Origin of the sequence: Syntrophomonas wolfei subsp. wolfei str. Goettingen G311 (genome assembly GCF_000014725.1) — a bacterium.
In the GTDB taxonomy this organism is placed as follows: Bacteria; Bacillota; Syntrophomonadia; order Syntrophomonadales; family Syntrophomonadaceae; genus Syntrophomonas; species Syntrophomonas wolfei.
The window spans coordinates 377,148-398,921 of sequence record NC_008346.1 but is presented as its reverse complement, the minus strand read 5'-3'; the positions used below and the strand labels follow the sequence as shown (position 1 = coordinate 398,921).

General features: G+C 47.1%; 20 protein-coding genes. 12 read left to right on the top strand and 8 right to left on the bottom strand.

All coding sequences use genetic code 11. The features are described 5' to 3' along the window. Positions 1 to 333 precede the first annotated feature (333 nt). Positions 334 to 864 carry an O-acetyl-ADP-ribose deacetylase gene (locus SWOL_RS01690; protein ID WP_011639782.1) on the bottom strand — a complete coding sequence of 177 codons (531 nt, stop codon included), beginning with the start codon at positions 862 to 864 and terminating at the stop codon, positions 334 to 336. 746 nt (positions 865 to 1,610) lie between these two features. Here SWOL_RS01690 and SWOL_RS01685 point away from each other — a divergent pair. From SWOL_RS01685 to SWOL_RS01675, 3 genes are all read left to right on the top strand, one after another. Next, positions 1,611 to 2,726, top strand: a complete 1,116-nt coding sequence (locus SWOL_RS01685; RefSeq protein ID WP_011639780.1) for a TRAP transporter substrate-binding protein — start codon at positions 1,611 to 1,613, stop codon at positions 2,724 to 2,726. A 120-nt stretch (positions 2,727 to 2,846) separates the two neighbouring features. After that, positions 2,847 to 3,338 carry a TRAP transporter small permease gene (locus SWOL_RS01680; RefSeq protein WP_011639779.1) on the top strand — a complete coding sequence of 164 codons (492 nt, stop codon included), beginning with the start codon at positions 2,847 to 2,849 and terminating at the stop codon, positions 3,336 to 3,338. Continuing rightward, the gene (locus SWOL_RS01675) at positions 3,335 to 4,648 is read left to right on the top strand and encodes a TRAP transporter large permease (protein ID WP_011639778.1); all 1,314 of its coding nucleotides are present in this window, start codon (positions 3,335 to 3,337) and stop codon (positions 4,646 to 4,648) included. The genes SWOL_RS01680 and SWOL_RS01675 overlap by 4 nt, the downstream gene beginning before the upstream one ends. Before the next feature lie 399 nt (positions 4,649 to 5,047). Here SWOL_RS01675 and SWOL_RS01670 read toward each other — a convergent pair whose 3' ends face one another. Further along, positions 5,048 to 5,509, bottom strand: coding sequence for a PaaI family thioesterase (locus tag SWOL_RS01670; RefSeq protein WP_011639777.1), 462 nt, complete (start codon positions 5,507 to 5,509; stop codon positions 5,048 to 5,050). A 740-nt stretch (positions 5,510 to 6,249) separates the two neighbouring features. Between SWOL_RS01670 and SWOL_RS01665 the strand changes: the two genes are divergently transcribed. The 3 genes from SWOL_RS01665 to SWOL_RS01655 all read left to right on the top strand — a co-directional run bounded on the left by SWOL_RS01665 (position 6,250) and on the right by SWOL_RS01655 (position 9,101). Next, positions 6,250 to 7,263, top strand: coding sequence for an ABC transporter substrate-binding protein (locus SWOL_RS01665; protein WP_011639775.1), 1,014 nt, complete (start codon positions 6,250 to 6,252; stop codon positions 7,261 to 7,263). Positions 7,264 to 7,392: 129 nt separating this feature from the next. After that, entirely contained in the window at positions 7,393 to 8,307 is a 915-nt protein-coding gene (locus SWOL_RS01660) for an ABC transporter permease (protein ID WP_011639774.1), read from the top strand. Next, the gene (locus tag SWOL_RS01655; protein WP_011639773.1) at positions 8,307 to 9,101 is read left to right on the top strand and encodes an ABC transporter ATP-binding protein; all 795 of its coding nucleotides are present in this window, start codon (positions 8,307 to 8,309) and stop codon (positions 9,099 to 9,101) included. The genes SWOL_RS01660 and SWOL_RS01655 overlap by 1 nt, the downstream gene beginning before the upstream one ends. A 757-nt stretch (positions 9,102 to 9,858) precedes the next feature. On the opposite strand, the gene SWOL_RS01645 is transcribed toward SWOL_RS01655, so the two are convergent. Continuing rightward, positions 9,859 to 10,206 carry a Crp/Fnr family transcriptional regulator gene (locus tag SWOL_RS01645; protein ID WP_155814098.1) on the bottom strand — a complete coding sequence of 116 codons (348 nt, stop codon included), beginning with the start codon at positions 10,204 to 10,206 and terminating at the stop codon, positions 9,859 to 9,861. A 261-nt stretch (positions 10,207 to 10,467) separates the two neighbouring features. Between SWOL_RS01645 and SWOL_RS01640 the strand changes: the two genes are divergently transcribed. Together SWOL_RS01640 and SWOL_RS01635 are read left to right on the top strand one after the other, a co-directional pair. Continuing rightward, on the top strand, positions 10,468 to 11,145 hold the full coding sequence (locus tag SWOL_RS01640) for a YetF domain-containing protein (protein WP_011639771.1): 678 nt from the start codon (positions 10,468 to 10,470) through the stop codon (positions 11,143 to 11,145). An 84-nt stretch (positions 11,146 to 11,229) separates the two neighbouring features. After that, the gene (locus SWOL_RS01635; protein ID WP_011639770.1) at positions 11,230 to 11,610 is read left to right on the top strand and encodes a DUF4363 family protein; all 381 of its coding nucleotides are present in this window, start codon (positions 11,230 to 11,232) and stop codon (positions 11,608 to 11,610) included. Between the two features lie 84 nt (positions 11,611 to 11,694). Here SWOL_RS01635 and SWOL_RS15120 read toward each other — a convergent pair whose 3' ends face one another. The 4 genes from SWOL_RS15120 to SWOL_RS01620 form a co-directional block, all read right to left on the bottom strand. Beyond that, entirely contained in the window at positions 11,695 to 12,459 is a 765-nt protein-coding gene (locus SWOL_RS15120; RefSeq protein WP_341271083.1) for an aldehyde dehydrogenase family protein, read from the bottom strand. Then, positions 12,371 to 13,102 (bottom strand): aldehyde dehydrogenase family protein, encoded by a 732-nt coding sequence (locus tag SWOL_RS15115; RefSeq protein ID WP_341271082.1) that lies wholly within the window; start codon positions 13,100 to 13,102, stop codon positions 12,371 to 12,373. The genes SWOL_RS15120 and SWOL_RS15115 overlap by 89 nt, the downstream gene beginning before the upstream one ends. Before the next feature lie 49 nt (positions 13,103 to 13,151). After that, positions 13,152 to 14,360, bottom strand: a complete 1,209-nt coding sequence (hydF, locus tag SWOL_RS01625) for a [FeFe] hydrogenase H-cluster maturation GTPase HydF (protein ID WP_011639769.1) — start codon at positions 14,358 to 14,360, stop codon at positions 13,152 to 13,154. A gap of 74 nt (positions 14,361 to 14,434) precedes the next feature. Beyond that, a complete protein-coding gene (locus tag SWOL_RS01620; RefSeq protein ID WP_011639768.1) occupies positions 14,435 to 16,897 on the bottom strand; it encodes a hemoblobin-interacting domain-containing protein in 2,463 nt (820 codons plus the stop codon). 313 nt (positions 16,898 to 17,210) lie between these two features. Between SWOL_RS01620 and SWOL_RS01615 the strand changes: the two genes are divergently transcribed. The 4 genes from SWOL_RS01615 to SWOL_RS01600 all read left to right on the top strand — a co-directional run bounded on the left by SWOL_RS01615 (position 17,211) and on the right by SWOL_RS01600 (position 21,081). Next, complete coding sequence (locus tag SWOL_RS01615) at positions 17,211 to 18,035, top strand: amino acid ABC transporter substrate-binding protein (RefSeq protein WP_041427266.1); 825 nt, start codon at positions 17,211 to 17,213, stop codon at positions 18,033 to 18,035. Positions 18,036 to 18,136: 101 nt separating this feature from the next. Next, complete coding sequence (locus SWOL_RS01610) at positions 18,137 to 18,778, top strand: amino acid ABC transporter permease (protein WP_011639766.1); 642 nt, start codon at positions 18,137 to 18,139, stop codon at positions 18,776 to 18,778. A 38-nt stretch (positions 18,779 to 18,816) separates the two neighbouring features. After that, the gene (locus SWOL_RS01605) at positions 18,817 to 19,584 is read left to right on the top strand and encodes an amino acid ABC transporter ATP-binding protein (RefSeq protein ID WP_011639765.1); all 768 of its coding nucleotides are present in this window, start codon (positions 18,817 to 18,819) and stop codon (positions 19,582 to 19,584) included. Between the two features lie 129 nt (positions 19,585 to 19,713). After that, entirely contained in the window at positions 19,714 to 21,081 is a 1,368-nt protein-coding gene (locus SWOL_RS01600; protein ID WP_011639764.1) for an MATE family efflux transporter, read from the top strand. 45 nt (positions 21,082 to 21,126) lie between these two features. On the opposite strand, the gene SWOL_RS01595 is transcribed toward SWOL_RS01600, so the two are convergent. Then, a complete protein-coding gene (locus tag SWOL_RS01595; protein WP_011639763.1) occupies positions 21,127 to 21,717 on the bottom strand; it encodes a hypothetical protein in 591 nt (196 codons plus the stop codon). Between the last annotated feature and the right edge of the window lie 57 nt (positions 21,718 to 21,774).

Sequence of the window (21,774 nt, the reverse complement as noted above, 5' to 3'; positions counted from 1 at the left end):
AATTTGAATATATATTAGGCCATAACAGGTCATAAGACTGAGGTCACAGTTCATATAATTTTATCATTATTTTCTTCCCTATTCCACTATCAAGGCCAATGCCTATACTAGTATAAGCAAATCATAGCAGATTAGCAATATAATGTATTTTATTTAAAATGCTTTCCTGGAGCTTTAATAACAGCTTAAGCTATAGCCATAATTCTGGCCATAGCCTGTTCCAATAAAAAACAATAGCCCCATAGTACTAAATATTATAGGGCTATTGGCTGATACTAACAATTCGCTTTTGATTCTACAAAGAATAGAGAAACCACAATTGCTCCCTTATTCTCATTCTGTATGACAGGCTTCCAATGCCTGCCGGTGCAATTCATAGGCCGGGTGGTCAAAGAGAACAATGCGAATTTTCTTGATATGTTTTAATTCGGGGATAACCTCTATTATGGTCTTAAACATCACCTGTGCGGCTTCCCGCATCGGATAACCGTACACCCCGGTAGATATGGCGGGAAAAGCAATGGAATCGAGTTGCTGTTTTTCCGCCAGGCGCAGGGCATTACGATAACAGCTGGCCAGGAGTTCGTCCTCGGGCTTATGCACCCCGTATACCGGTCCCACACAATGAATAACATAGCGATTGGGCAAACGATAGGCCCCGGTAATAACCGCCTGTCCTGGACCAATAGGGGCCAGGGCGGAGCTTTCTTTCTTTAATTCCGGGCCCGCTGCCCGGTGTATGGCCCCATCAACCCCACCACCACCCCGCAGGCTGGAGTTAGCCGCATTTACAATAACCGCCATGTCTTCCTGCCGGGTGATATCCCCCTGGACAACTTGAATTTCCACACCTGATACCTTCATTTTTCTTCCCTCCCAGGTAAATAATTCAATAATGGTTCCGGTTCCGCTATGGTTATTTCATACAAAACTGCCAGCTTCTAAATATATTTATAGCATAATTAAAGTAGGATTCAACTGCAAAAACCCCTTTTTGTTGCATAGGGTTGCATAAATATGCAAAGCGAGCGTTGGTGAAGCATGGATGCTACACCCGGCGAAGACGAGCAGGCGAAAGGGGGCGAGCGACAGGATGTCGCGAGAGCACCACCTCCCATGGATGGGAGATTGGCGCGGTACCCCTTGAGCCGCGAGACGAGCCGTTGGTGTTGCCCATGCGTAGCGCCCTGTCGGGCACAACTGATGCTCCCTTCGGTCGCTATTAGGGACGCTGGAGCGGAATAATTATGCAAGCAAATGCATAATTATTACTTTTGCAGCGGAATCATGTAGAAGAATAGAAAAAATCATATTGTCGCCTATGGTCAAATAGTTTATAATGAATGTAATTCATATGCTAATATAATTTTTAATTATTAATCTAATGGTAATATATTTTAAGTAGTGGGGCAAAGAGAATTTCTCGTTGCCTGGAAGTATGGTTAAGAACGGTAAAAAGGTAGGAAGGTTAGGACGGTAGGCAAAAGAGGTGTGGCTTTGTTTTCCTGCGGCGTATCTGCGCCATATGCAGGGATAAGAATTGCCCGCACATCTTAAAGCTCCTACGGGAGTTTTTTTTATTGCCCAAAAAACAAAGGGGAGGAAATGAAGTGAAAAAAACAAGATTTGTTGGGGGAAAAAGAAGCTGGCACCAGGGAAGAATACTGCTGTCGCTATTATTGCTGCTTGCGCTGCTGGCTGTTGGCGGCTGCGGGAAAACAAGCCCAACAAGCACTACCCCCAAAGAGGCACCCAAGAAAAGCCAAACTCAAACGATTGAGCTGCGCCTGGCTCATTTCTGGCCCAGCACTCATCCCGCTGAAGTTGAATTGGTACAGCCCTGGTCCAAGGCCATCGAAGAGGCTACCGGGGGTAAGGTGAAGATCGTCAGCTATCCCAACCAAACCCTCTTGCAAGCTGATTCTATTTATGATGGCGTGCTAAACGGAATAGCGGACATCGGTATTTCCTGCTTTTCCTATACCCGCAATGGCTTCCCGGTTCTGGAGGTCTTCGAACTGCCCGGAATCACCTACGAGAGTTCCCGGGTGGCCAGCACCGTAGCCTGGGAAGGGATAAAGGAATTGAACCCCAAGGAAGTACAGGATAGTAAATTGATGATGGTTCTTACCACCGGCCCTGGCGATATCTACTCCAAAGTACCGGTAAGAAATCTACAGGATCTTAAGGGTTTGGAAATAAGGGCTACCGGTTTAAGCGCCAAAACCCTGCAGGCCCTGGGTGCAACCCCGGTCGCCATGCCGCAGTCAGATGCCTATGAATCCTTGTCCAAAGGAGTGGTAAAGGCCAACCTGGGTCCGGTGGAAGTATTGAAAGGCTGGAAACAGGCGGAAGTCACCCAATATTTGACCCAAACCCCTTTCCTTTATAATACTTTATTCTTTGTCACTATGAACCTGGACAAATGGAATTCTTTGGATCCAGAAACCCAAAAAGCCATAGAAAAAGTCAACGAGAAATTCTTTAAGGAAGTGGCCGCAGGACTCTGGGATAAACAAAACGACGAAGCCCTGAAATGGGCAGTGGATGAAAAAGGTATGGAATTAATCCAGCTGCCAGCGGATGAAGCCCAGCGCTGGATAGAATTGGTCAAACCCATTCAAGATGATTTCGTTAAGAGGATGGATAAACAGGGTTTTGAAGGTGCTAAGATCCTGAATACCGCCAAGACCCTGGCGGATAAATATAATAAAGAATTTAAGTAAAAGCTTGACTCTGCTGCATAAGGGTTGCATAAATATACAAAGCGAGCGTTGGCGAGCGGTATATTTATACAGCCCAAGGGGATAAGAGATTATTACAGACTTGTAGGGAGGAAGTACGGAATGGCCAAAAAATATAACGGTTTTGTAGCAGGTTTGAGCCAGTTTTTAGATCAGATTGCTGGATTAAGCCTGGTAGCAGTAATGCTGGTAGTGGTGGGTAACGTATTAATGCGGGCGCTATTTAAGCACCCCATTCTGGGAACCTATGATTATGTCGGCTTTCTAACGGCAACAGCCATTGGACTGGCCCTGGCCCATTGTGCTCTGCAAAATGCTCACATAGCCGTTGATTTTGTAGTAGAGCGCCTCCCCCGTAAAACTCGTGCGCTCATTGATACTGCCACCAATTCGGTAGCTATAACTTTTTGGGGTTTTGCCTTATGGAACCTGGCTATTTACGCGGGAACCATGAAAGCCAACGGCATTGTCGCCGCCACCAGCCAGTTGCCGGTGTCGCCCTTCATATACCTGGTGGCCTTTGGTCTTTTCAGCCTTTGCCTGGTTTTGCTAAGCCATCTGGGTGAGTCTTTGAGAAGGGTAGCAGCAAGATGAATCCATTTAGTCTTGGAGTGCTGGGGATAATTGTTTTTTTGGTCCTGCTCATGCTGCGCATGCCCATAGCTTACGCTATGGCCCTGGTGGGTTTTACTGGCTTCGCCCTGCTCTCTTCAGCTTCAGCGTCATTCAGCATGGTAGCCAAGGAAATATTCAATACTTTTTCCTCTTATTCGCTGAGCGTTATTGCTATGTTCGTTTGGATGGGTTTCCTGGCCTTTTATTCCGGAATCGGCACCCGTCTTTATGTCTTTGCCTATAAACTAATGGGGCATCTTCCCGGCGGGTTGGCTGTAGCCACTCAGCTGGCCTGTGGTATATTTGGAGCCATTTGCGGTTCCAATACAGCCACTGCAGCTACTATGGGGGCCATTGCCCTGCCCGAGATGGAAAAGTACCAGTACGATACTTCGCTGGCCACGGCCAGTATTGCCGCCGGCGGGGTTCTGGGAGTTTTGATTCCCCCCAGTGTTATATTTATTGTTTATGGCATGGCTACGGAGCAATCCATAGGAGAACTCTTTATGGCCGGTATCATACCTGGAATCCTGCTTATGCTGGCCTATATAGCGACTATTTTATTTCTCACTCTGCGTAACCCCGCCCTGGGACCAGCAGGCCCCAAAGCGAGCTGGAAAGAGAGAGCTTCTTCCCTGCGGGGGGGATTATTCGAAGTACTGGTAGTCTTTGCCCTCTCCATCGGCGGCCTTTTTGCCGGCTGGTTTACCCCCACCGAAGCCGGAGCCGTAGGAGCCGCCGGAGTGCTGGCGGTATCCTTGCTGGGGAAGCATCTGGACTGGACCGGGTTTAAAAAATCCCTTTATGATACTACCCGAACCACCGCCATGATAATGCTGATGATTGCCGGCGCCATGATTTTTGGCCGTTTTATGGCCATTAGCCGGATTCCTTTTGAGCTGGCCAGCTGGGCTGGTAGCTTGCCCCTGCCCCCGTTTGCCATCGTAGGGGTCATTCTGCTTATTTATCTGGTACTGGGTTGCTTTATTGACGCCCTGGCCTTAATTTTGCTGACCATTCCCATTTTCTACCCAGTGGTGGTAAAAACCCTGGGCTATGATCCTATCTGGTTCGGAGTAATAGTGGTTATGGTAGTAGCCATGGGGGTTATCACCCCTCCGGTGGGGATGAATGTCTACATAATAAAAGGAGTAGCTCCTGATGTTCCCCTGGAAGTTATATTCCGGGGAATATGGCCTTTTCTTCTGGCCATAATATTTTCTCTGATTATACTGATAGCCTTTCCCTCCATCGCTACCTTTTTGCCACATCTCTTACATGGAGTTTAAATTAATCATATGTATAAGTTTTCTTGCTCCCGGAGATTATATAAAAAAACTCCAGGAGGCGAAAAGATGGAGGCTGGCGTTAGGAATAAGCTCCAGGGTCGTATTTGAAGAACCCGAATAGACGATGTTATGGCCCAGGTAAGTATGTGAATGGGCAACATCGAGATCACGTCCGTGATGACGCGAGAATCTTTTGATGAAGCCGGTTTTAATGAAGGTGATGCGGTTACAGCCCTGGTAAAAGCTATCAATGTAGTTTTCGTAAAATAAGAAGCCTGGCTCAAAGAGGTCATCTTCCTAAAAGATGACCTCTTTTCATGTTAAAATTGCTTGTTAACCCTGGTCTGCCCCCATGTAACAGATCCCTTTGCCTGTTCTCTCCGGGGTATCGGATTATAACTACCCTTCATCGCTTAACTCGCGAGTATATTCCGGCATTTCCCCCAGTTTTAAGGGGCTTCGCATAAAGTTACCCGTACCACAGGCGGCCAGTTTTCCCTCCTGATCATAGAGATTGGCCTCAGCCACCAAGCGGTTCCTGGCCTGGTGCTTTACCATTCCTACCGACTTGATTATCCCGGTGCCAACCGGACGCAAAAGATTTACATTAAATGATACCGTGTATACCATATAGTCTTTAATAATTGAATTTACCGCAAAAAAGGCGGCATCATCCAGCAGCTTGAAATAGACTGAGCCATGCATGGCCCCGGCTCCATGAAAGTGTTTCTCCATTACCTCCGTAGTTATAATAGCCTGCTCCCGGGTAACCTTGATGGTATTATTATGATAAAGCTGCTGGTTGTAGGGGGCACTCAAATACATGCGTTCCAATCGCATAAAGTGCTGTTGATCATTCATAAACTCTGCCTCCTGCTATAATTTCATAATTTGTTCCTTTTTAAAGCATCGGATGAAACTGCGAAGCAGTTTCATCACACCGCTGCAACGAGGTGGGGAGTAGAACCCACCGCCTGTTTTGTAAATAGGCGACCGCTTAGCACCCTGCGGGCACCACTGATGTTCGCTTCGCTCACTATTATGGATGCGGGGGACAATTTCACCTCGTTATTATTCTATCATTAATACTGGACAAATCGGCTAATCTCATTTTCCTGCTTAACAACCCGGCAATAGACGAAAGTCATCCCCGGACAACATAAAGGTTCTGGCAAAAAATAATACTATCATTTCAAGAAAATCATCCCACGAACTGCCTTGACAATTTTCCGGCTTCTGTTTTATTATTTTGATAAACCGATGACGAGGGAGTAAAACCATAAACCAGCCTGACAGAGAGCCGGGGAGGGTGGAAGCCCGGCAGGCCAGGAATGGACAAATGGTCCTTTGAGGGTGGGGTGAAAGGGTCGATGCCTTAGTAGCTTCCAACGCCAGCCTGCGTTAACGGGCAAGGGGTGTGCTGGCACCCTGTAGGAGAGGATGCCTTTATTTTGGGCATCAATTAAGGTGGTACCGCAGGTTATGACACCTGTCCTTGGCCAAGGACAGGTGTTTGTTTTTTCTCATGCCCCTTCCTTTTACCAGCAGAATTATGGCACTGCCGGACCAGCAATAAAATAATTATTAAGGGAGGAATTGTTGTGAGGAAGTCGCTACCCAGGTTTTTACTGTTACCCGTCCTGCTTTTATTAGTCTTTTCCCTGGCGGGCTGTGCCCAGGAAAAGGAGAAAACTCCACCTAAAACAGCGGAAGAAGTGGAAATGAAAACTATCGGTATTGTTCAGATTGTGGAACATCCCTCGCTAAACACTATCCGGGAGTCCCTGGTAAAACAATTGGCGGAAAAGGGCTTTAAAGAGGGAGAAAACATTAAAATCGATTATCAAAACGCCCAGGGTGACCAGACCAATCTTAAGACCATATGTCAGAAATTTGCCCACCAGAAATACGACCTGATCGTAGCCATAGCCACTCCATCGGCCCAGGCCGCCGTAGGTGAAACCAGGGAAATTCCCATCGTTTTCTCCGCCTGCACCGACCCGGTGGGCTCTGGACTGGTAAGCGACATGGAGAAACCGGGGGGCAATGTAACCGGTACTTCTGATGCGGTATCCGCGGAAAAGATTATGGAGCTGGCTAAACGCATCACCCCTAACATTAAAAAGGTGGGGGCTTTATACAATTCCAGCGAAACCAACTCCATAGCTGTGGTCAATAATTTAAAAGACTATGCCGCTAAAAACGGGATGACTGTTGTAGACGCAACCGTAACCAACTCCTCGGAGGTGCAGCAGGCGGTTAGCTCTCTGATTGGTAAAGTTGACGCTGTATTCTCCCCCATCGATAATACGGTAGCTTCAGCCATGCCGCTGGTAGCCCAGGTGGCCAACAAGGCTAAAATGCCGGTATATGTAGGGGCCGACTCCATGGTAAAAGACGGGGGATTGGCCACTTATGGCATCAACTACCCGGTGCTGGGCCAGGAAACCGCCAACATGGCAGTAGAAATTTTGAATGGTAAAAAAGCCGGGGATATCCCGGTCAAGTCCATGACAGATATGGACATCTATCTTAATCAAGCCACTGCCAAAGCCATCGGAATCGATATCCCCGCTGATGTAATGAAGGAAGCGGTCCAGGTCTTCGATAAGTAAGCATAGCAGTTCAGTCGGCTTTTGGGTATAATTAAAAGGTTGTTATAAATAGCACTGGAGTGAGTAAGCTTAAGGAGAACGATTCCGCTCCCCCTGGCACTCACTCCTTACCTAAAAGGAGTATATTTCATGAGTTTTTTGGCCTTTCAGGGTTCAGTGGAACTGGGAATAATCTATGCAATAATGGCCCTGGGGGTCTTTATTTCCTTCCGGACCTTAAACATGCCTGATTTGACCGTAGATGGCAGTTTTGTCCTGGGAGCAGCCGTATCCGCTACGCTTTGCAGCGGCGGGCACCCTTTGGTCGGCCTGGCCCTGGCTTTTGCCGCCGGTTGTTTGGCGGGTTCAGTAACCGCTTTGCTGCATACCAGGCTGAACATACAACCCCTGCTATCGGGAATACTGGTTATGCTGGGCCTCTACTCCATTAATTTAAGAGTAATGGATGGCCGGGCCAATATCCCCTTGCTCAATAAGACTACCGTTTTCAGCCTGCTTCAGGGAACTCCCCTGGAGGAGTCGGCTACATTACTTATCCCTACGATAATATTGCTATCCATGCTAGTATTACTATTTTTATTATTAAAGACCCAGTTTGGTTTTGTACTCCGGGCCACCGGCGACAACGACCAGATGGTTCGAGCCCTGGGCGTCAACACCGACCTGGTTATCCTGATAGGACTGGCCCTCTCTAACGGTCTGGTAGCTTTATCCGGTTCCCTGATTGCCCAGTACCAATCCTTTGCCGATATCAGCATGGGTATAGGCATGGTAATCATAGGCCTGGCCTCAGTAATCATTGGCGAGGTTATATTCGGTACTACACCGCTGCTGCGCCGGCTTGTGGCCGTCATACTTGGAGCCATGCTTTACCGCCTGGTCATAGCTTTGGCTCTGGAACTGGGAATGGCCCCCACCGATCTAAAATTAATTTCCGCCCTTATCGTTACTTTGGCTCTATCCATGCCGAGCATCAAGGCCTACCTGATTACCTGGAAAAAGAAACATTCTTCTCCATATAGTCGTAAGGGGGGTGAGGCTTGATGCTGATAATTGAAAATTTGAGCAAAACCTTTAACCCGGGTAGTATTAACGAGAAACTGGCTCTGGATAATATTACTCTCTCCCTCCAGCCCGGAGAATTTTTAAGCATTATCGGTGGAAACGGTGCGGGAAAATCTACCCTTTTAAACTGTATTTCCGGGGTATACCCCATGGACCAGGGTCGTATAATACTGGATTCCATGGACATTTCCTATCACCCGGAATACCAGCGCTCCTGCTATATAGGCCGGGTGTTTCAGGACCCTATGCTGGGCACCGCCTTTGATATGACCATTGAGGAAAACCTGGCTATTGCCTACGCGCGTGGCAAACCACGGGGACTTAAACCCGGCATACGCAAATCAGAGGCCAAGCTGTTCCGGGAGCACCTGGCTCGTTTGGAACTGGGCCTGGAAGACCGGATGAAGCAAAAGGTAGGCTTGCTTTCAGGGGGGCAACGCCAGGCTCTGACCCTTTTGATGGCAACCATAGTGAAACCCAAGCTGCTTTTACTGGATGAACATACCGCTGCCCTGGATCCGGCTATAGCCCAGAGGGTTTTGCAGCTCACGCGGGAAATCGTATCCCGCTATCACCTTACCACCATTATGGTAACCCATAATATGAAAGCTGCTCTGGAATACGGCAACCGTACCATAATGATGCACGAAGGCAGAATCATCCTAGACCTGCAAGAAGCAGAAAGAGAAGAAATCACGGTAGAGAAACTGGTGCAGCTCTTTGGCCTGAAGAGCGGAGCTGAACTGGACAACGACCGCCTCTTATTGATTTAACCGGTAAGCAGCCCAGGCACGAGAGCGGGTATGGGAGCGGTTCCAATGCCTGTTTTTCCTTTCTGTTTTTGCGGAATTTCTGGCGAAAGGTATATATTGCAGCTTTTATGCAAATTACTGAATACAGCTTTCAGCTGCCATAACGAAAATCATCTTACGAACAGCCTTGAAATTGATGAACCCAGCAATGCGAAGCAAACAAAATTCGATATTAAGATAGAGCACTAAGCAAAAGCCGAGGTACTTGTTTTTCTTATGTCTGACACTCGCTCAGGCGGGTGTTTTCTTCAGGTAGTATATGTTAATATGATACTGGAGTTGCCGTTTGGCGGTTGGTCACTTTCCCGTGAGGGGAGGTGATGCCTATGATTACATATAGCGAGTTGTTTCAATTCTGCTTGGTAATTGTGGGAGTTATTTCCCTGTGCATTATGCTCAGAAAATAACCAGACCGCCTGTATAGGCGGTCTAGAAACGATTTAGGACTAGCCGCCCGACAAAAAGCGGCAACTCCTTTATTAAGTATAGGATAACATCTAATAAAATATTCGTCAATAAAGCTCTAACCTTTGATCGCGTCAAGATACTTTGGGGTTAAAATAAAATAATCCCCCTGTGTCATTTGAAATTTTTAATAGCAAAATCGCATTCTTTGAAGTCACACAATTTCCGTTAAAATTTTTAAGGTAATTATATTCTCGAGACTAACAAAAATCTAATTTACCTGAGAATGTGCAGACCATAAAGGTAAAAGCTCCTAGGCCATCGTAATTAGCATCTTTTCTAGTTTTCGGTTCCGCCCACTGATTGCTTTGATAAAACCCATCGCAATATTGGGATAAAGACTGCACAATCTATGTATATCTTTTCCATCGAGAATTAGAAGAGTTGCTTCACTTAGAATGATTTGGGCAGTAAGTGAAGAAGCAGACTGGTCAAATACACTGCTATCTCCAACGGTATCGCCGGTTCCTCGTACTGCAATTGTGGCATTAACTCCAGTGCCAGCAGAGTGAGCGCTTAGTTCAATATGACCATCGATAATAACATAAAACACGGGAATCATTAATCGTAGTCGATGGGTATCATCAGGTCGAATTAACAACTGTTCAACCAATCAATTTTTTAAACTATCATCTCTCGAAACGGAATTGAATATAACAATTTTAAATCAAGGGTTATTGCGCTTACTGGTATAAAATAGCAGTAGCGAACCCGTAGCGGGCAAGAGAACTATCTCCTGGTCCGCTTTTTTTGTTTCTGTCCGTTTTCGCAAAACTCTTGGCAAAAGGTATATATTGCAGCTTTAAAGTAAAATACTAAATACAGCTTTAAAGAGGTTATAATTCGCTAAAGGGGAAAGGCCATGGTCCTGGTAATCATCCGTACCTTAATATTATTTACGGTTACTGTTATATTCCTGCGCTTGATGGGGAAAAGACAGATTGGGCAATTACAGCCTTTTGAGCTGGTGATTATTATAATGATTTCTGAACTGGCCGCCATCCCCATGGAAAATACCGGCATCCCCCTGCTGAGCGGATTGATCCCCATCTTTGTTCTCTTTACCGCCCAGGTTACCTTATCTTATTTATCTTTGCGCAGTGAAAAGGCCCGGGGAATTATCTGCGGCAAACCCAGTATTTTGATTGAAAACTCACAGATTGTGGAAGATGAGTTGAGAAGAATACGCTACAACATCAACGATTTGCTGGAACAGCTGCGTTCCAAGAATGTAGCTGATATAGCCGATGTAGAATATGCCATTTTGGAAACCAGCGGTCAGCTCAGTGTGATTCTTAAATCTGAAAAAAGGCCAGTGAAACCGGAAGATATGGATTTGCCGGTAAAATACGACGGCCTTCCCATAACCCTGGTGATAGACGGACAGGTCATTAATGAAAATATTAAGAAAATGAATTATAACGAGGAATGGCTGCAGCAAAAGCTAAATGAGTCCGGAATAAATAATATAAAAGATCTACTCTTTGCCAGCCTTGACCCGGATGGCACGATCTACTTCCAGCTCAAGAAAGGGGTTTAACAGAGACTCCTGATAATTTTTTAACACTTTCCTGAATAGGGACAAGCGGTGAATTTTTGCCAATAGAAAAGGAGAGACCTGAACATGAGATTACTGGCCAGTTTATTGGCTATTCTGCTGGTAGTACTGGCAGCGGGTTTTTGGACCAATCATTCCCTGCTGCAATCAACCAAAGATCTAAGCCGGCAGATTGAACGGGTCAGCCAGGAAATCAAACAGGAACAATGGGAGGCCGCCCAAAAGCAGAACCGGCAGCTAGAAAAAACCTGGCAGGAAAAAGCCCGGTGGTGGCCCATTATCCTTGATCACCAGGAGATTGACAATATCGAATTTTCTCTGGCCAAAATTAAGGAATATGTAGCCAGCCACAATCTACCCCTGGCGCTGGGACAGCTTTCCGAACTCAAGCTTATGATCGAGCACATCCCGCGTAAAGAAGCGGTAAACCTGGAGAATATTCTTTAGTAAGAAAAGTGAGGAGTTTAATTTATTTCCTACTACATCTTACTATTCAAGCGCCTACTAACTCACTTTTCATCGGTGGTTTCATTAAGCTTGGAGAATTCTGAGCAGTTTTTTTAAGGCTTGAAGAGGTATTCTATAGGGCGGATATTTCAGGGGTATATCGAAAGACAAGCTTTGATGTAAAACGCTCTTTTTATGAGAAAAAAGCTCGAAAGAAGCCCGCCCGTGGTAACTGCCCATACCGCTTTCCCCTACCCCGCCAAAAGGCAGGTAAGGACTGGAGATGTGGCTCAAGGTGTCATTTATGCAGACACCTCCAGAGCTGCTCCGCTTTAAAACCTGCTCCTGCCGTTTCCGGTTACGAGAGAAAAAATACAGGGCCAGGGGTTTGGGCCGTTCATTGACGAATTGGATAGCTTCCTCCAAGTCCCCAAATTCTAGTATCGGCAAGAGGGGACCAAATATTTCTTCCTGCAGCAATGGGCTATCAGGTGCTATGCGGTCCATTATGGTAGGGGCAATATAGCGCTCCTCCCGCACAGCCTCGCCGCCGTAGAGGATGCGCCCGTCAACCAGCAGAGCCTCCAGTCGCTGAAAATGTCCTTCACTGATGATACGAGCATAATCGGTGCTCTGGCGAGGATTAGCACCGTAGAATTTCAACAACACTTCCCCCATTTTTTTCAACAGGGGCTCCTTTATCTCCCGCTGCAATAGCAGGTAGTCGGGGGCCACGCAAGTCTGGCCGGCGTTCAAGAACTTACCCCAGATAATACGGCGGGCGGTGTACTCGATATTGATATCCTGATCCACCAGGCAAGGACTTTTCCCTCCCAATTCCAGGGTCATCGGCGTAAAGCTGGCGGGCAGCGGCCTGCATCACCAGTTTTCCCACCGTCGAACCGCCGGTGAAGAAAATGTGGTCAAAGGGCTGCTCCAGCAGTTCGCTGCTCATCTCGGCCCCACCTTCAAACACTGCGATGTATTCCTCGGGAAAGCTATCCTGGATAAGGGCCTGCAGGACTGCAGAACTGTGCGGGGCTAATTCGGAAGGTTTGATCACCGTACAATTACCGGCGGCCATCGCTCCCAACAGGGGAGTCAAGGCCAGGTAAACCGGATAATTCCAGGGACTGATAATCAGCACTTGACCCAGAGGTTCCGGATAGATCAAGCTTCTCGCCCCCGGGTACAAGCAGGGAGTTCTTACTTTCCGGGTCTGCACCCAGCTGGGCAGGTTTTTCATGATATGGGCCAATTCGGCTCGAAGCAGCCCTACTTCAGTCATATAGGCTTCCTGCCGGCATTTGCCCAGATCCAACTCCAGAGCCCGCAGTAGTTCATTCTCCCACTTGTCAATTGCCCGCTCCAGTTGGCGAAGTTGTTGCATGCGAAAAGCCAGTTCCCAGCTGGCACCGCTCTGGAAGAAGGCCTTCTGTTTTTTTATTACTTCCGTGGGCACAGGTCGATATTCATTTGGGGTTATAGTCATAAGATTATCCCCCGCTTTTCCATAAACTTAAAACCCGGTCTTTTCTTTCTTAAAGAATTGCTCGGACCTGGGGGAAAGGCTGCAAGGCCCGTTCCAGAATGCCATTTACAAAAGCCAGCAGAACCCCATAGTTAATAATAGGCACCCCGCTGTCCCGGGCCAAATCAATCCGGTGGAGCATCTGCCGCCGGTTGATCATGCAGGCACCGCAGTGCACTACCAGCTTGAATTGCTCTAGATTCTCAGGATAGCCGCTGCCGCTGTACCAGTGGAAGTTAAGTTCTCCCCCCACATAGCGGTTCAGCCAGCGCGGTATCTGTACCCTCCCAATATCATCATCCTGGGCATGGTGGGTGCAGGCCTCAGCTATTAAGACCTCATCGCCGGGGCGCAGCTTTTCGATGGCTTTGGCTCCTCGTACCAGCTCCAGGAGGTCTCCTTTGAAACGGGCGAAAAGTATGGAAAAAGAAGTGAGCATTACATCATCCGGGGTCTGTGGTGCCACTTTCCCAAAGACCTGGGAATCGGTAATAAGCAGCCGTGGTTTTTTCGCTAATCCTTCCAAGGCTGCGCGCAGCTTATCTTCCTTGACCACGATGGCCGTGGCATCGCTATCCAGGATATCACGGATGGTCTGCACCTGGGGCAATATGAGCCGCCCCTTGGGAGCGGCCATATCAATGGGCACTACCAGCAGGCAGATATCCCCGGGCTCGATGAGATCCCCCACTATATGGGCTTCTTCAAAATGGGCCGGGGCCCGCTCTATAATCCGTTCTTTTAAAAATTCTATCCCTTCCCCGCTGCGGGAGCTTACCGCTACCAGGGACAGCCCCAGTTGCTTTTCCAGGCTTTTTTTGTCAACTTGGCCCTGATCTGTTTTGTTCAAGACCCCAATAAGCGCTATCTTCCTGCTCCGGATTGCCTGTTTCAGTTCCTTTTCAAACTCACTTATACCCAGAGCCGGGTCAATTACCAGCAAGGCCAAATCTGTCTGGTTCAGCACCTCCCGGGTTTTCTTTATCCGCAATTCCCCCAACTGGCCTTCATCATCAATGCCGGCGGTATCGATTATCATGCAGGGACCGATAGGCAGTATCTCCATAGCCTTGAAAACCGGATCGGTAGTGGTTCCCGGCACCTCCGAAACCAGGGCTATTTCCTGCCGGGTCAGGGCGTTTATCAAACTGGATTTTCCGGCATTGCGCCGGCCAAATATAGCTATATGCAAACGATTAGCTTTGGGAGTATCCTGCATCTTCTCGCTCCTTTCACTGTCCCAGCAAAAAAGAATCCCAACCGGCATTTTCCTGGCAAGAATTGCAAGCGCTTTTAACTGGCCAATTGCAAGGATTTGGCTATTACCATGGCAGCTTCAGCCCGGCTCGCATTGGCACGGGGACGGAAACTGTTGTCCGGATAACCGGAAATAATGCTATGTGCGCTGGCCACAGCTACTGCTTTCCTGGCCCAGGCGGAAACTTGCTCAGCATCAGCAAAAATCTTATTATCGCCAAGTCCCGCCAATTGACCGGCATTGACCACCATTACTGCCATCTGTTCCCTGGTAATGGATTCATCTGGAGCAAATATGCTTTCACTGTAACCGCTTACTATTCCACTGGCAGCTGCTGCAGCTATGGCCTCGTTGGCCCAGTGCTGGGCAGTATCGTCAAACACTTTGCCATCCTTGACACTCAGCTTCAGGGCCTTGACCAGAATGCTGGTAAACTCTGCCCGGGTAATATTCTGCTCAGGCTTGAAGCTTCCGTCGGGATAGCCTCCAATAGCTGAGGAAGCCAGTAATTCCTCAATGGCTTTCTGGGCCCAGTGCCCCTGAATATCGCTTAGTTTGACTACTTTAGGAGCTTCTACTGGTTTCAGGTCTGCTGCCTTTTCCGCAGCTATAACCGCAAACTTGGTAAAATGTTTGGTCTCGCCACTCACCTGCCCTGCTGCCAGGTCTACTTTGATATTGGACAGGGGAAGCCATTTATTCGCCTTCTCATCCAGATAACAGATCTGGATATCATATTTGCTGCTATCTACTTTGGTCTTATCAAAACTGAGGGTAATGCTTACTGCTTTCTTAAACTCTCCGCTCTTATCTTTTTCTATCTCTACTACATCACTGATAAGCTTGCTCTTCTCCGCCAGGGGTAGTTGGGAAACATCCGCTACTTTTCCTACCTTTACCTTGAAATCCTGGTCAAAAGCTGCTGCCGGAATATCGATTCTGGCACCCTGCTCGTCGATAGTAGCGGCTTCCTGGCCAAATCTCTTTTCAGCTGCTGGAACCCCTGCTCCTTCCCCTGCTGTTGTACCTGAAGTGCTGAATTCGAAGCTCTGTTTGCTGCCCAGGGTGCTGCCGTTATTAGCCTCAATGCCTGCATCCAGTTCCACTACATAAGCGGTGCCCGGTTTCAGGTTGTTAAACATGAGTTCAAGCCGGCGCAATTTAACGGCGTCATTTCCTGAGCCTTGTTTTATATAATTATAGTTGGAGTATTTAACTTCAGTACCGCTAGCTTTTTCATAGACCCGAATCTTGTTTAGATTGCTGCTCAAGGTTTTGTCCATACCATTGCCAAAGTCAAACTGCAAAAGGGTATCGCTCGGTGAAAGCTTTGCCTGGCTAAAGAGAACAGTGAGGCCGCCGGGAGTTCCGCTGCCTGCTCCCCCACCGCTGCCATCACCACTGCCACCACCGCTATTGTTGTTGTTACTGCCATCACCACTACCGCTACCACCATTGGAGCTTGGCTGAATTATGCTTTGCTCTAATTGGATGTCATTATATCCGGTAGCTTTCACTACTATAATATAATTACGAGCCTCTTTGAATACTTCCGCATTAATTGTAATCTTGCCTTCATTTATACTGTACTTGGCGTTTGCCGATTGTCCATTGATACTTAGATCAGAAATAGCCCCTCTCCAGGCAACATCATCACTAAAGGTGATATCAATGGCCTGGCCGATGGTATTATTCGTCAAATCGGCGGATAAAACTGGCGGATTAAGCAGCGTTACAGATTCTAAAATAGTTTGAACTACTGCAGCATCTGTGTATCCCGGCGCTTTTACTACAATACTATGATTCCCGCTGGTAAGAAACACGTCTGCATCTATACTTAATCTACCTTCCTCAATCCTATATTGACCTCTAATCGAAGAATCATTTACTTTTACATTACTTACCCGTTCTCTCCACAATGAATCATCCACAAAAGTAATGTCAATAACATTGCCCAGCAGATTGTCACTGCTATCAGCAATTAAGCTTGGAGCCTGAGAGGGTTCTCCTATTTGGATGCTAAAGCTTTCTACTGTTCCACCATCGGTGGATTTTAACTGTTTGGCCGGATCACTACTTTTAACATAGTCGATAATAACATTTTGCGCCCCGTTAGCTTTATCCTTTAGTTCCAGCTTAATTTTCTCTGGGGTATTGGTTTTTACTACACCAGTAATAACAGCAGTATCACCATTGACCACTACCGTAAACTGCTCCTTCGTTCCGCTCGGGTCTGCCATCACCTTGTCGAAAGTAAGGCTGATATCCCCTTTTTTAGTTATCTCCGGAGTAATTTCTGCCACCCAACCACCAGTAGTATCCAACTCTTCCGAAGCGGCTAATGACAGTTGCTCAGACGCCTGTACCTGAAAAATTGAGTTCTGGATATCCATAGCTTCTCCCCAAGATACCGGGAAAACAGTAAATAATAAAGACAAAACAAATAACCAACCTACTCCCACAACAATTCGCAAATCTTTTAATCCTATCAACCGCAATTTCCGTTCCCTCCTTAGCAAATACTTGCAAAATTCTCTTGCTTAATATATTCGTCTATAGCTACCAGGAATTCAAGCCCAATTATAACCAGGCGAATATGTCCCCCGCTAAGCGGCTGGGTTCCTATTAACAAAGCAGGCGGCAGGTTCTAATCCCCCGTCTGGTTGCAGCGGTTTGCTTAAACCACGATCCAGCTCCCAGGCCTTGTCCAAGCATAGGGTTTTTACTTTATCCCCTGTTGTTTTGTTTACTTATTTGCCGCATTAAAGTAAAATTAGTTGAAGAATAATATATTTAGGGAGGTAGAAAAATTTGAAACGAAAAGTTGCATGGTTGGTTCTGTTGTGTTTCTCCCTGGGGATGCTTTTGATGAGCGGATGTGCTGCCAAAACTCCAGCCCCGGAAACCAGCAGCGATGAATCCTGGACCAAGATCAAGGACAAAGGCTATTTTGTGATGGGCCTGGATGATGCGTTCCCGCCCATGGGCTTCCGGGATGAAGCGAATGAAATCGTAGGTTTTGATGTTGACCTGGCCAAGGAAGTAGCCCAGCGCCTGGGTGTGGAAGTCCAGTTCCAGTCCATAGTTTGGGATACCAAGAAAGAAGAACTGAACAGTGGCAATATCGATGTGATATGGAATGGATTTACCATTACCGAGGAAAGGAAACAGGACTTTCTCTTTTCCAAACCCTACATATCTGACCGGCAGATTATTGTGGTAAGGGCCGATTCGGATATTGCCAGCAAAGCTGATCTGGCGGGCAAGAAAATCGGCATACAGGCTGCCAGCAGTGCCAATGAAGCCGTTGAGGCCGATAAGGAAACCTTTGAAGTGATTAAGGACAACCTGCTGCAGTTTGAGAGCAATGACCTGGCCCTGCGTGACCTCAAGGGAGGCGGGGTTGAAGCCGTAGTGGTTGATGAAGTAGTTGGTCGTTATTATCTTTCCAAACACCCCGGCGATTACAAAGTGCTGAAAGATAATTTTGACCTGGAAGATTTCGGGGTAGGTTTCCGCCTGGATGATAAGGCCTTCCACGCTGAAGTGGAAAAAGCACTGGATGAAATGAAGGCAGATGGAACTGCCGCCAAAATTTCGGAGAAGTGGTTCGGAGAAGACATTATTAACAAATAGCCATAAACAACTGGAATCTGATATAATTGAGCAGGACAGGCTAACAATTACTATTGTTAGCCTGTTATTATGTGAGCAAAGTAAGAAATTGAGGAGTCTTTATGGATTATATTATTATGCTGCTCCCCTCCATGCTGAAGGGTTTGACCGTAACCCTGAAACTTTTCAGCATAACACTGGTAATGGCTCTGCCCCTGGGGGTAATCATGGGTATGGCCCGCATTTCCAGTTTCAGTCCACTGCGCTGGTTTATGGAATTCTATGTCTGGCTGTTTCGCGGAACTCCCCTGCTATTGCAGCTTTTGTTTATGTATTTTGGTTTGATGACCTTGGGTTTGCGGCTGGAACGGGAAATGGCCGCCTACCTCGCTTTTGTGTTGAACTATTCCGCTTATTTGGCCGAGATTTTTCGGGCTGGTATTCAATCCATAGATAGGGGCCAGTATGAGGCTGCTGATGTGCTGGGATTAAGCCGTTACCAGACCATGACGAACATCATTTTGCCCCAGGTCTTCAAGCGGGTCTTGCCGCCTATTGGCAATGAGGTTATTAACCTGGTAAAAGACACCGCCCTGGTCTATGTTCTGGCCATAAGTGAGTTATCACGGGTAGCCCGGACTCATGTAATGCGGGATGATACTTTCATCCCATTTTTAATTGCGGCCATTTTCTACCTGATGATGACAGGCATGGTGCAACGCTTTTTCAAATGGGTGGAGTTGCGCTACGATTACTTCCATTAGTCCAGCGGTTAAATGGCAACATTCGAGGAGAAACGAATATGTATATTTTGCAAGCTATTAACATTCATAAAAATTTTGGCAGCCTGGGTGTTCTGCACGGGGTTTCTTTACAGGTGCAGAAAGGTGAGGTCATTGCTATCATCGGTCCCTCCGGTTCCGGGAAAAGTACCCTTCTGCGCTGCCTAAACCACCTGGAAAGGATCGACAGCGGCCAGATTGAAATAGAAGGGGAGACTATAGCACAGAACAACAGTGAAGGCAAGGCAGTATATAGCAGCGAGGCGAAAATTGCGCAAGCACGCCGCAAAATGGGTATGGTATTTCAGAATTTTAATCTCTTCCCCCATAAATCAGTTATGCAAAATCTGATAATGGCGCCGACCCTGGTTAAAAATATGGGTAAGGCTGAGGCGGAAGAGAGCGCTCGCTTGCTCCTGGCCAAAGTAGGGCTCTCCCAGAAGGCGGATAATTATCCTTTTGAACTCTCGGGCGGGCAGCAGCAGCGGGTGGCGATTGCCCGCGCCCTGGCTATGAATCCTGACATCATGTGCTTTGATGAACCCACCTCCGCCCTGGACCCGGAATTAACCGGAGAGGTGCTGATGGTTATGAAAGACCTGGCCCTGGAGGATATGACCATGGTAGTGGTTACCCACGAAATCGGTTTTGCCCGCGAGGTGGCCGACCGGGTAATTTTTATGGACGAGGGGGTAATCATGGAAGAAGGCCAGGCTGAAGAAGTCCTTCTGAACCCCCGGCAGGAAAGAACCAGCGCTTTCTTAAGTAAAGTCCTGATGGCTCGTTAAGGGAAATAGCCATAAATAATGTTTAGGAATTTTATCTGTTGCTTGACTTTTATGGAAGGGAGCTATCCTTTATACTAAAGGATAGTTCTCTTTTTTTCATAACAGGAAAAAAGTTAAAGGAGTTATCTGATGGATCGTTCCGCGAGAATGCGTAAGCAGCGTATAGGAAAATTACTGTGGGATTTTTCCCTGCCGACTATTGTTGGTATGCTGGTCAGTTCACTATATAATGTCATAGCCCGGATATTTGTGGGCCGGGGTATAGGGTCCCTGGCGATAGCGGCCACTACGGTAGCCTTTCCCATAATGATTTTGCTTATGGCCGTCTCTCTCCTGATTGGGGTCGGTGCCACCTCTTTGATTTCCCTTAAGCTGGGAGAGCAAAAGAAGGATGAAGCTGAGAAGGTAGCGGGAAATGCCATGACCATGTTAATCATCTTGCCAGCGGCTTTGGCGGTTTTATTTTTACTGTTTACGGAACCAATACTGATTGCTTTTGGAGCCAGTGCCGCCGTACTTCCTTATGCCCGCGACTTCACCCGGATCATTATGCTGGGCTCGGTATTCGGCTCTATCAGTATGGGTATGAATAACTTCATCCGGGCGGAAGGTAATCCGGCTATGGCGATGTCCACCCAGATACTGGGGGCAGTAGTGAGTGTAGCTTTAAATTATGTTTTTATCTTCATATTCCACTGGGGGATAAAGGGAGCTGCTCTGGCCACTATACTAGCACAATTAATTTCAGCCATCTGGGTATTAAGCTATTTTTTCACCGGCAGGAGCCTGGTGAAAATTCACTGGAAAAACCTGAAGCCTGCCTGGCCGGTATTGAGCGGTATTATGGCTATCGGTTTTGCCCCTTTTGCCATGCAAACAGCTGCCTGTATCCAGCAGCTCATATTAAACCAGACCTTGATGTTTTACGGTGGGGATCTGGCCCTGGCTGCCATCGGCATTGTAATGAGCATATCCATGCTGCTGGTTATGCCAGTACTGGGCCTCGGTCAGGGGGCACAACCAATAATCGGCTACAATTACGGAGCTTGCCAATACCAACGGGTAAAGGAAACCTGGAAAACCGCGGTTTTAGCCGGTACGGGTATAGCGGTAGCGGGATATATGGCTCTTCATATCTGGCCACTGCAATTAGTAGGCTTGTTTAGCAAGGGAGATACCGCCCTTACCACCATGACGGTTCATGCTATGTTAACTTTCTTTGCCCTGCTGCCGGTAGTGGGGTTTCAGGTTGTGAGTTCCATGTATTTTCAAGCCGTGGGCAAAGCCAGGCAGGCCGCAATCCTCAGCCTGTCACGGCAGTTTTTGATTTTTATTCCCTTGCTTCTGATTCTACCGCGTTTTTGGGGTATTGATGGGGTATGGCGAACTGCTCCTATTGCTGATGGCCTGTCCGTAGCTCTAACCGCCGGCTTTATTTATTTTGAAATGAAAAAAATGCGGCAGGAGGAAACCCGACAGCCCAGTGAGGATAAGTAGAACAGGGAATGGCACAGTCATAACCATCCCCCTCTGTTCCTTATCCTATCTATAGAATTTTGAGCGTTTCTTCTTTTGTCGCAATATATTTTGCTTTTCATTTCCGGTTAGTACTTTTTCTGTTTCCTGTGGCTCGCTTATTTCATTTGTCTGGTCTTCCTCTAAGCTTGTTTCTTGTATTGCAGAATCCTCTGGAGTTTCGCTTATTTCTGTTATTTCAGGCTGACCAGTTATTTCGGAATTTTCCTGTAAATCCGCTTTATCCTCCGTTTCAGGTTCATCGGGTGTTGCCGATGTATCCGGTATTTCTTCTATTTTTGGCATCTCCGCTATTTCCGGCATTCCCGCTGTTTTCGGTATATCTGCTGTTTTCGGCATTTCCGTTTTATCTGTTTCCCGGAGTGCTTCAAGGGATTCTTTTTCTTTTACGCTTGACGCTGGTTCATTTTCCACTGTTGGGAGATTTTCCAACAGGTCTTGTGCTTTTTCTATGGTTTTCTCATAAGGAATTGAACTAAGATGTGATTTTACCGTAATAAAAGAATTGCTGCACAAGGGACAAACTTTGTCATTTGATAAGGGAGTAGTAAATTTGCTCCACTCTTTACAGGATTGGCATAACAACCAATACGCCATAAATATTGACTCCTTTCCTTAAAAGCTCGTGAAAAAATCAATCATCATTTTTTAAAG

Coding starts and splice junctions, on each gene's coding strand:
- SWOL_RS01690 (WP_011639782.1), bottom strand. CDS start 864: ATGAAGGTATCAGGTGTGGAAATTCAAGTTGTCCAGGGGGATATCACC.
- SWOL_RS01680 (WP_011639779.1), top strand. CDS start 2,847: ATGGCCAAAAAATATAACGGTTTTGTAGCAGGTTTGAGCCAGTTTTTA.
- SWOL_RS01675 (WP_011639778.1), top strand. CDS start 3,335: ATGAATCCATTTAGTCTTGGAGTGCTGGGGATAATTGTTTTTTTGGTC.
- SWOL_RS01670 (WP_011639777.1), bottom strand. CDS start 5,509: ATGAATGATCAACAGCACTTTATGCGATTGGAACGCATGTATTTGAGT.
- SWOL_RS01660 (WP_011639774.1), top strand. CDS start 7,393: ATGAGTTTTTTGGCCTTTCAGGGTTCAGTGGAACTGGGAATAATCTAT.
- SWOL_RS01655 (WP_011639773.1), top strand. CDS start 8,307: ATGCTGATAATTGAAAATTTGAGCAAAACCTTTAACCCGGGTAGTATT.
- SWOL_RS01640 (WP_011639771.1), top strand. CDS start 10,468: ATGGTCCTGGTAATCATCCGTACCTTAATATTATTTACGGTTACTGTT.
- SWOL_RS01635 (WP_011639770.1), top strand. CDS start 11,230: ATGAGATTACTGGCCAGTTTATTGGCTATTCTGCTGGTAGTACTGGCA.
- SWOL_RS15120 (WP_341271083.1), bottom strand. CDS start 12,459: ATGACCCTGGAATTGGGAGGGAAAAGTCCTTGCCTGGTGGATCAGGAT.
- SWOL_RS15115 (WP_341271082.1), bottom strand. CDS start 13,102: ATGACTATAACCCCAAATGAATATCGACCTGTGCCCACGGAAGTAATA.
- hydF (WP_011639769.1), bottom strand. CDS start 14,360: ATGCAGGATACTCCCAAAGCTAATCGTTTGCATATAGCTATATTTGGC.
- SWOL_RS01610 (WP_011639766.1), top strand. CDS start 18,137: ATGGATTATATTATTATGCTGCTCCCCTCCATGCTGAAGGGTTTGACC.
- SWOL_RS01605 (WP_011639765.1), top strand. CDS start 18,817: ATGTATATTTTGCAAGCTATTAACATTCATAAAAATTTTGGCAGCCTG.
- SWOL_RS01600 (WP_011639764.1), top strand. CDS start 19,714: ATGGATCGTTCCGCGAGAATGCGTAAGCAGCGTATAGGAAAATTACTG.
- SWOL_RS01595 (WP_011639763.1), bottom strand. CDS start 21,717: ATGGCGTATTGGTTGTTATGCCAATCCTGTAAAGAGTGGAGCAAATTT.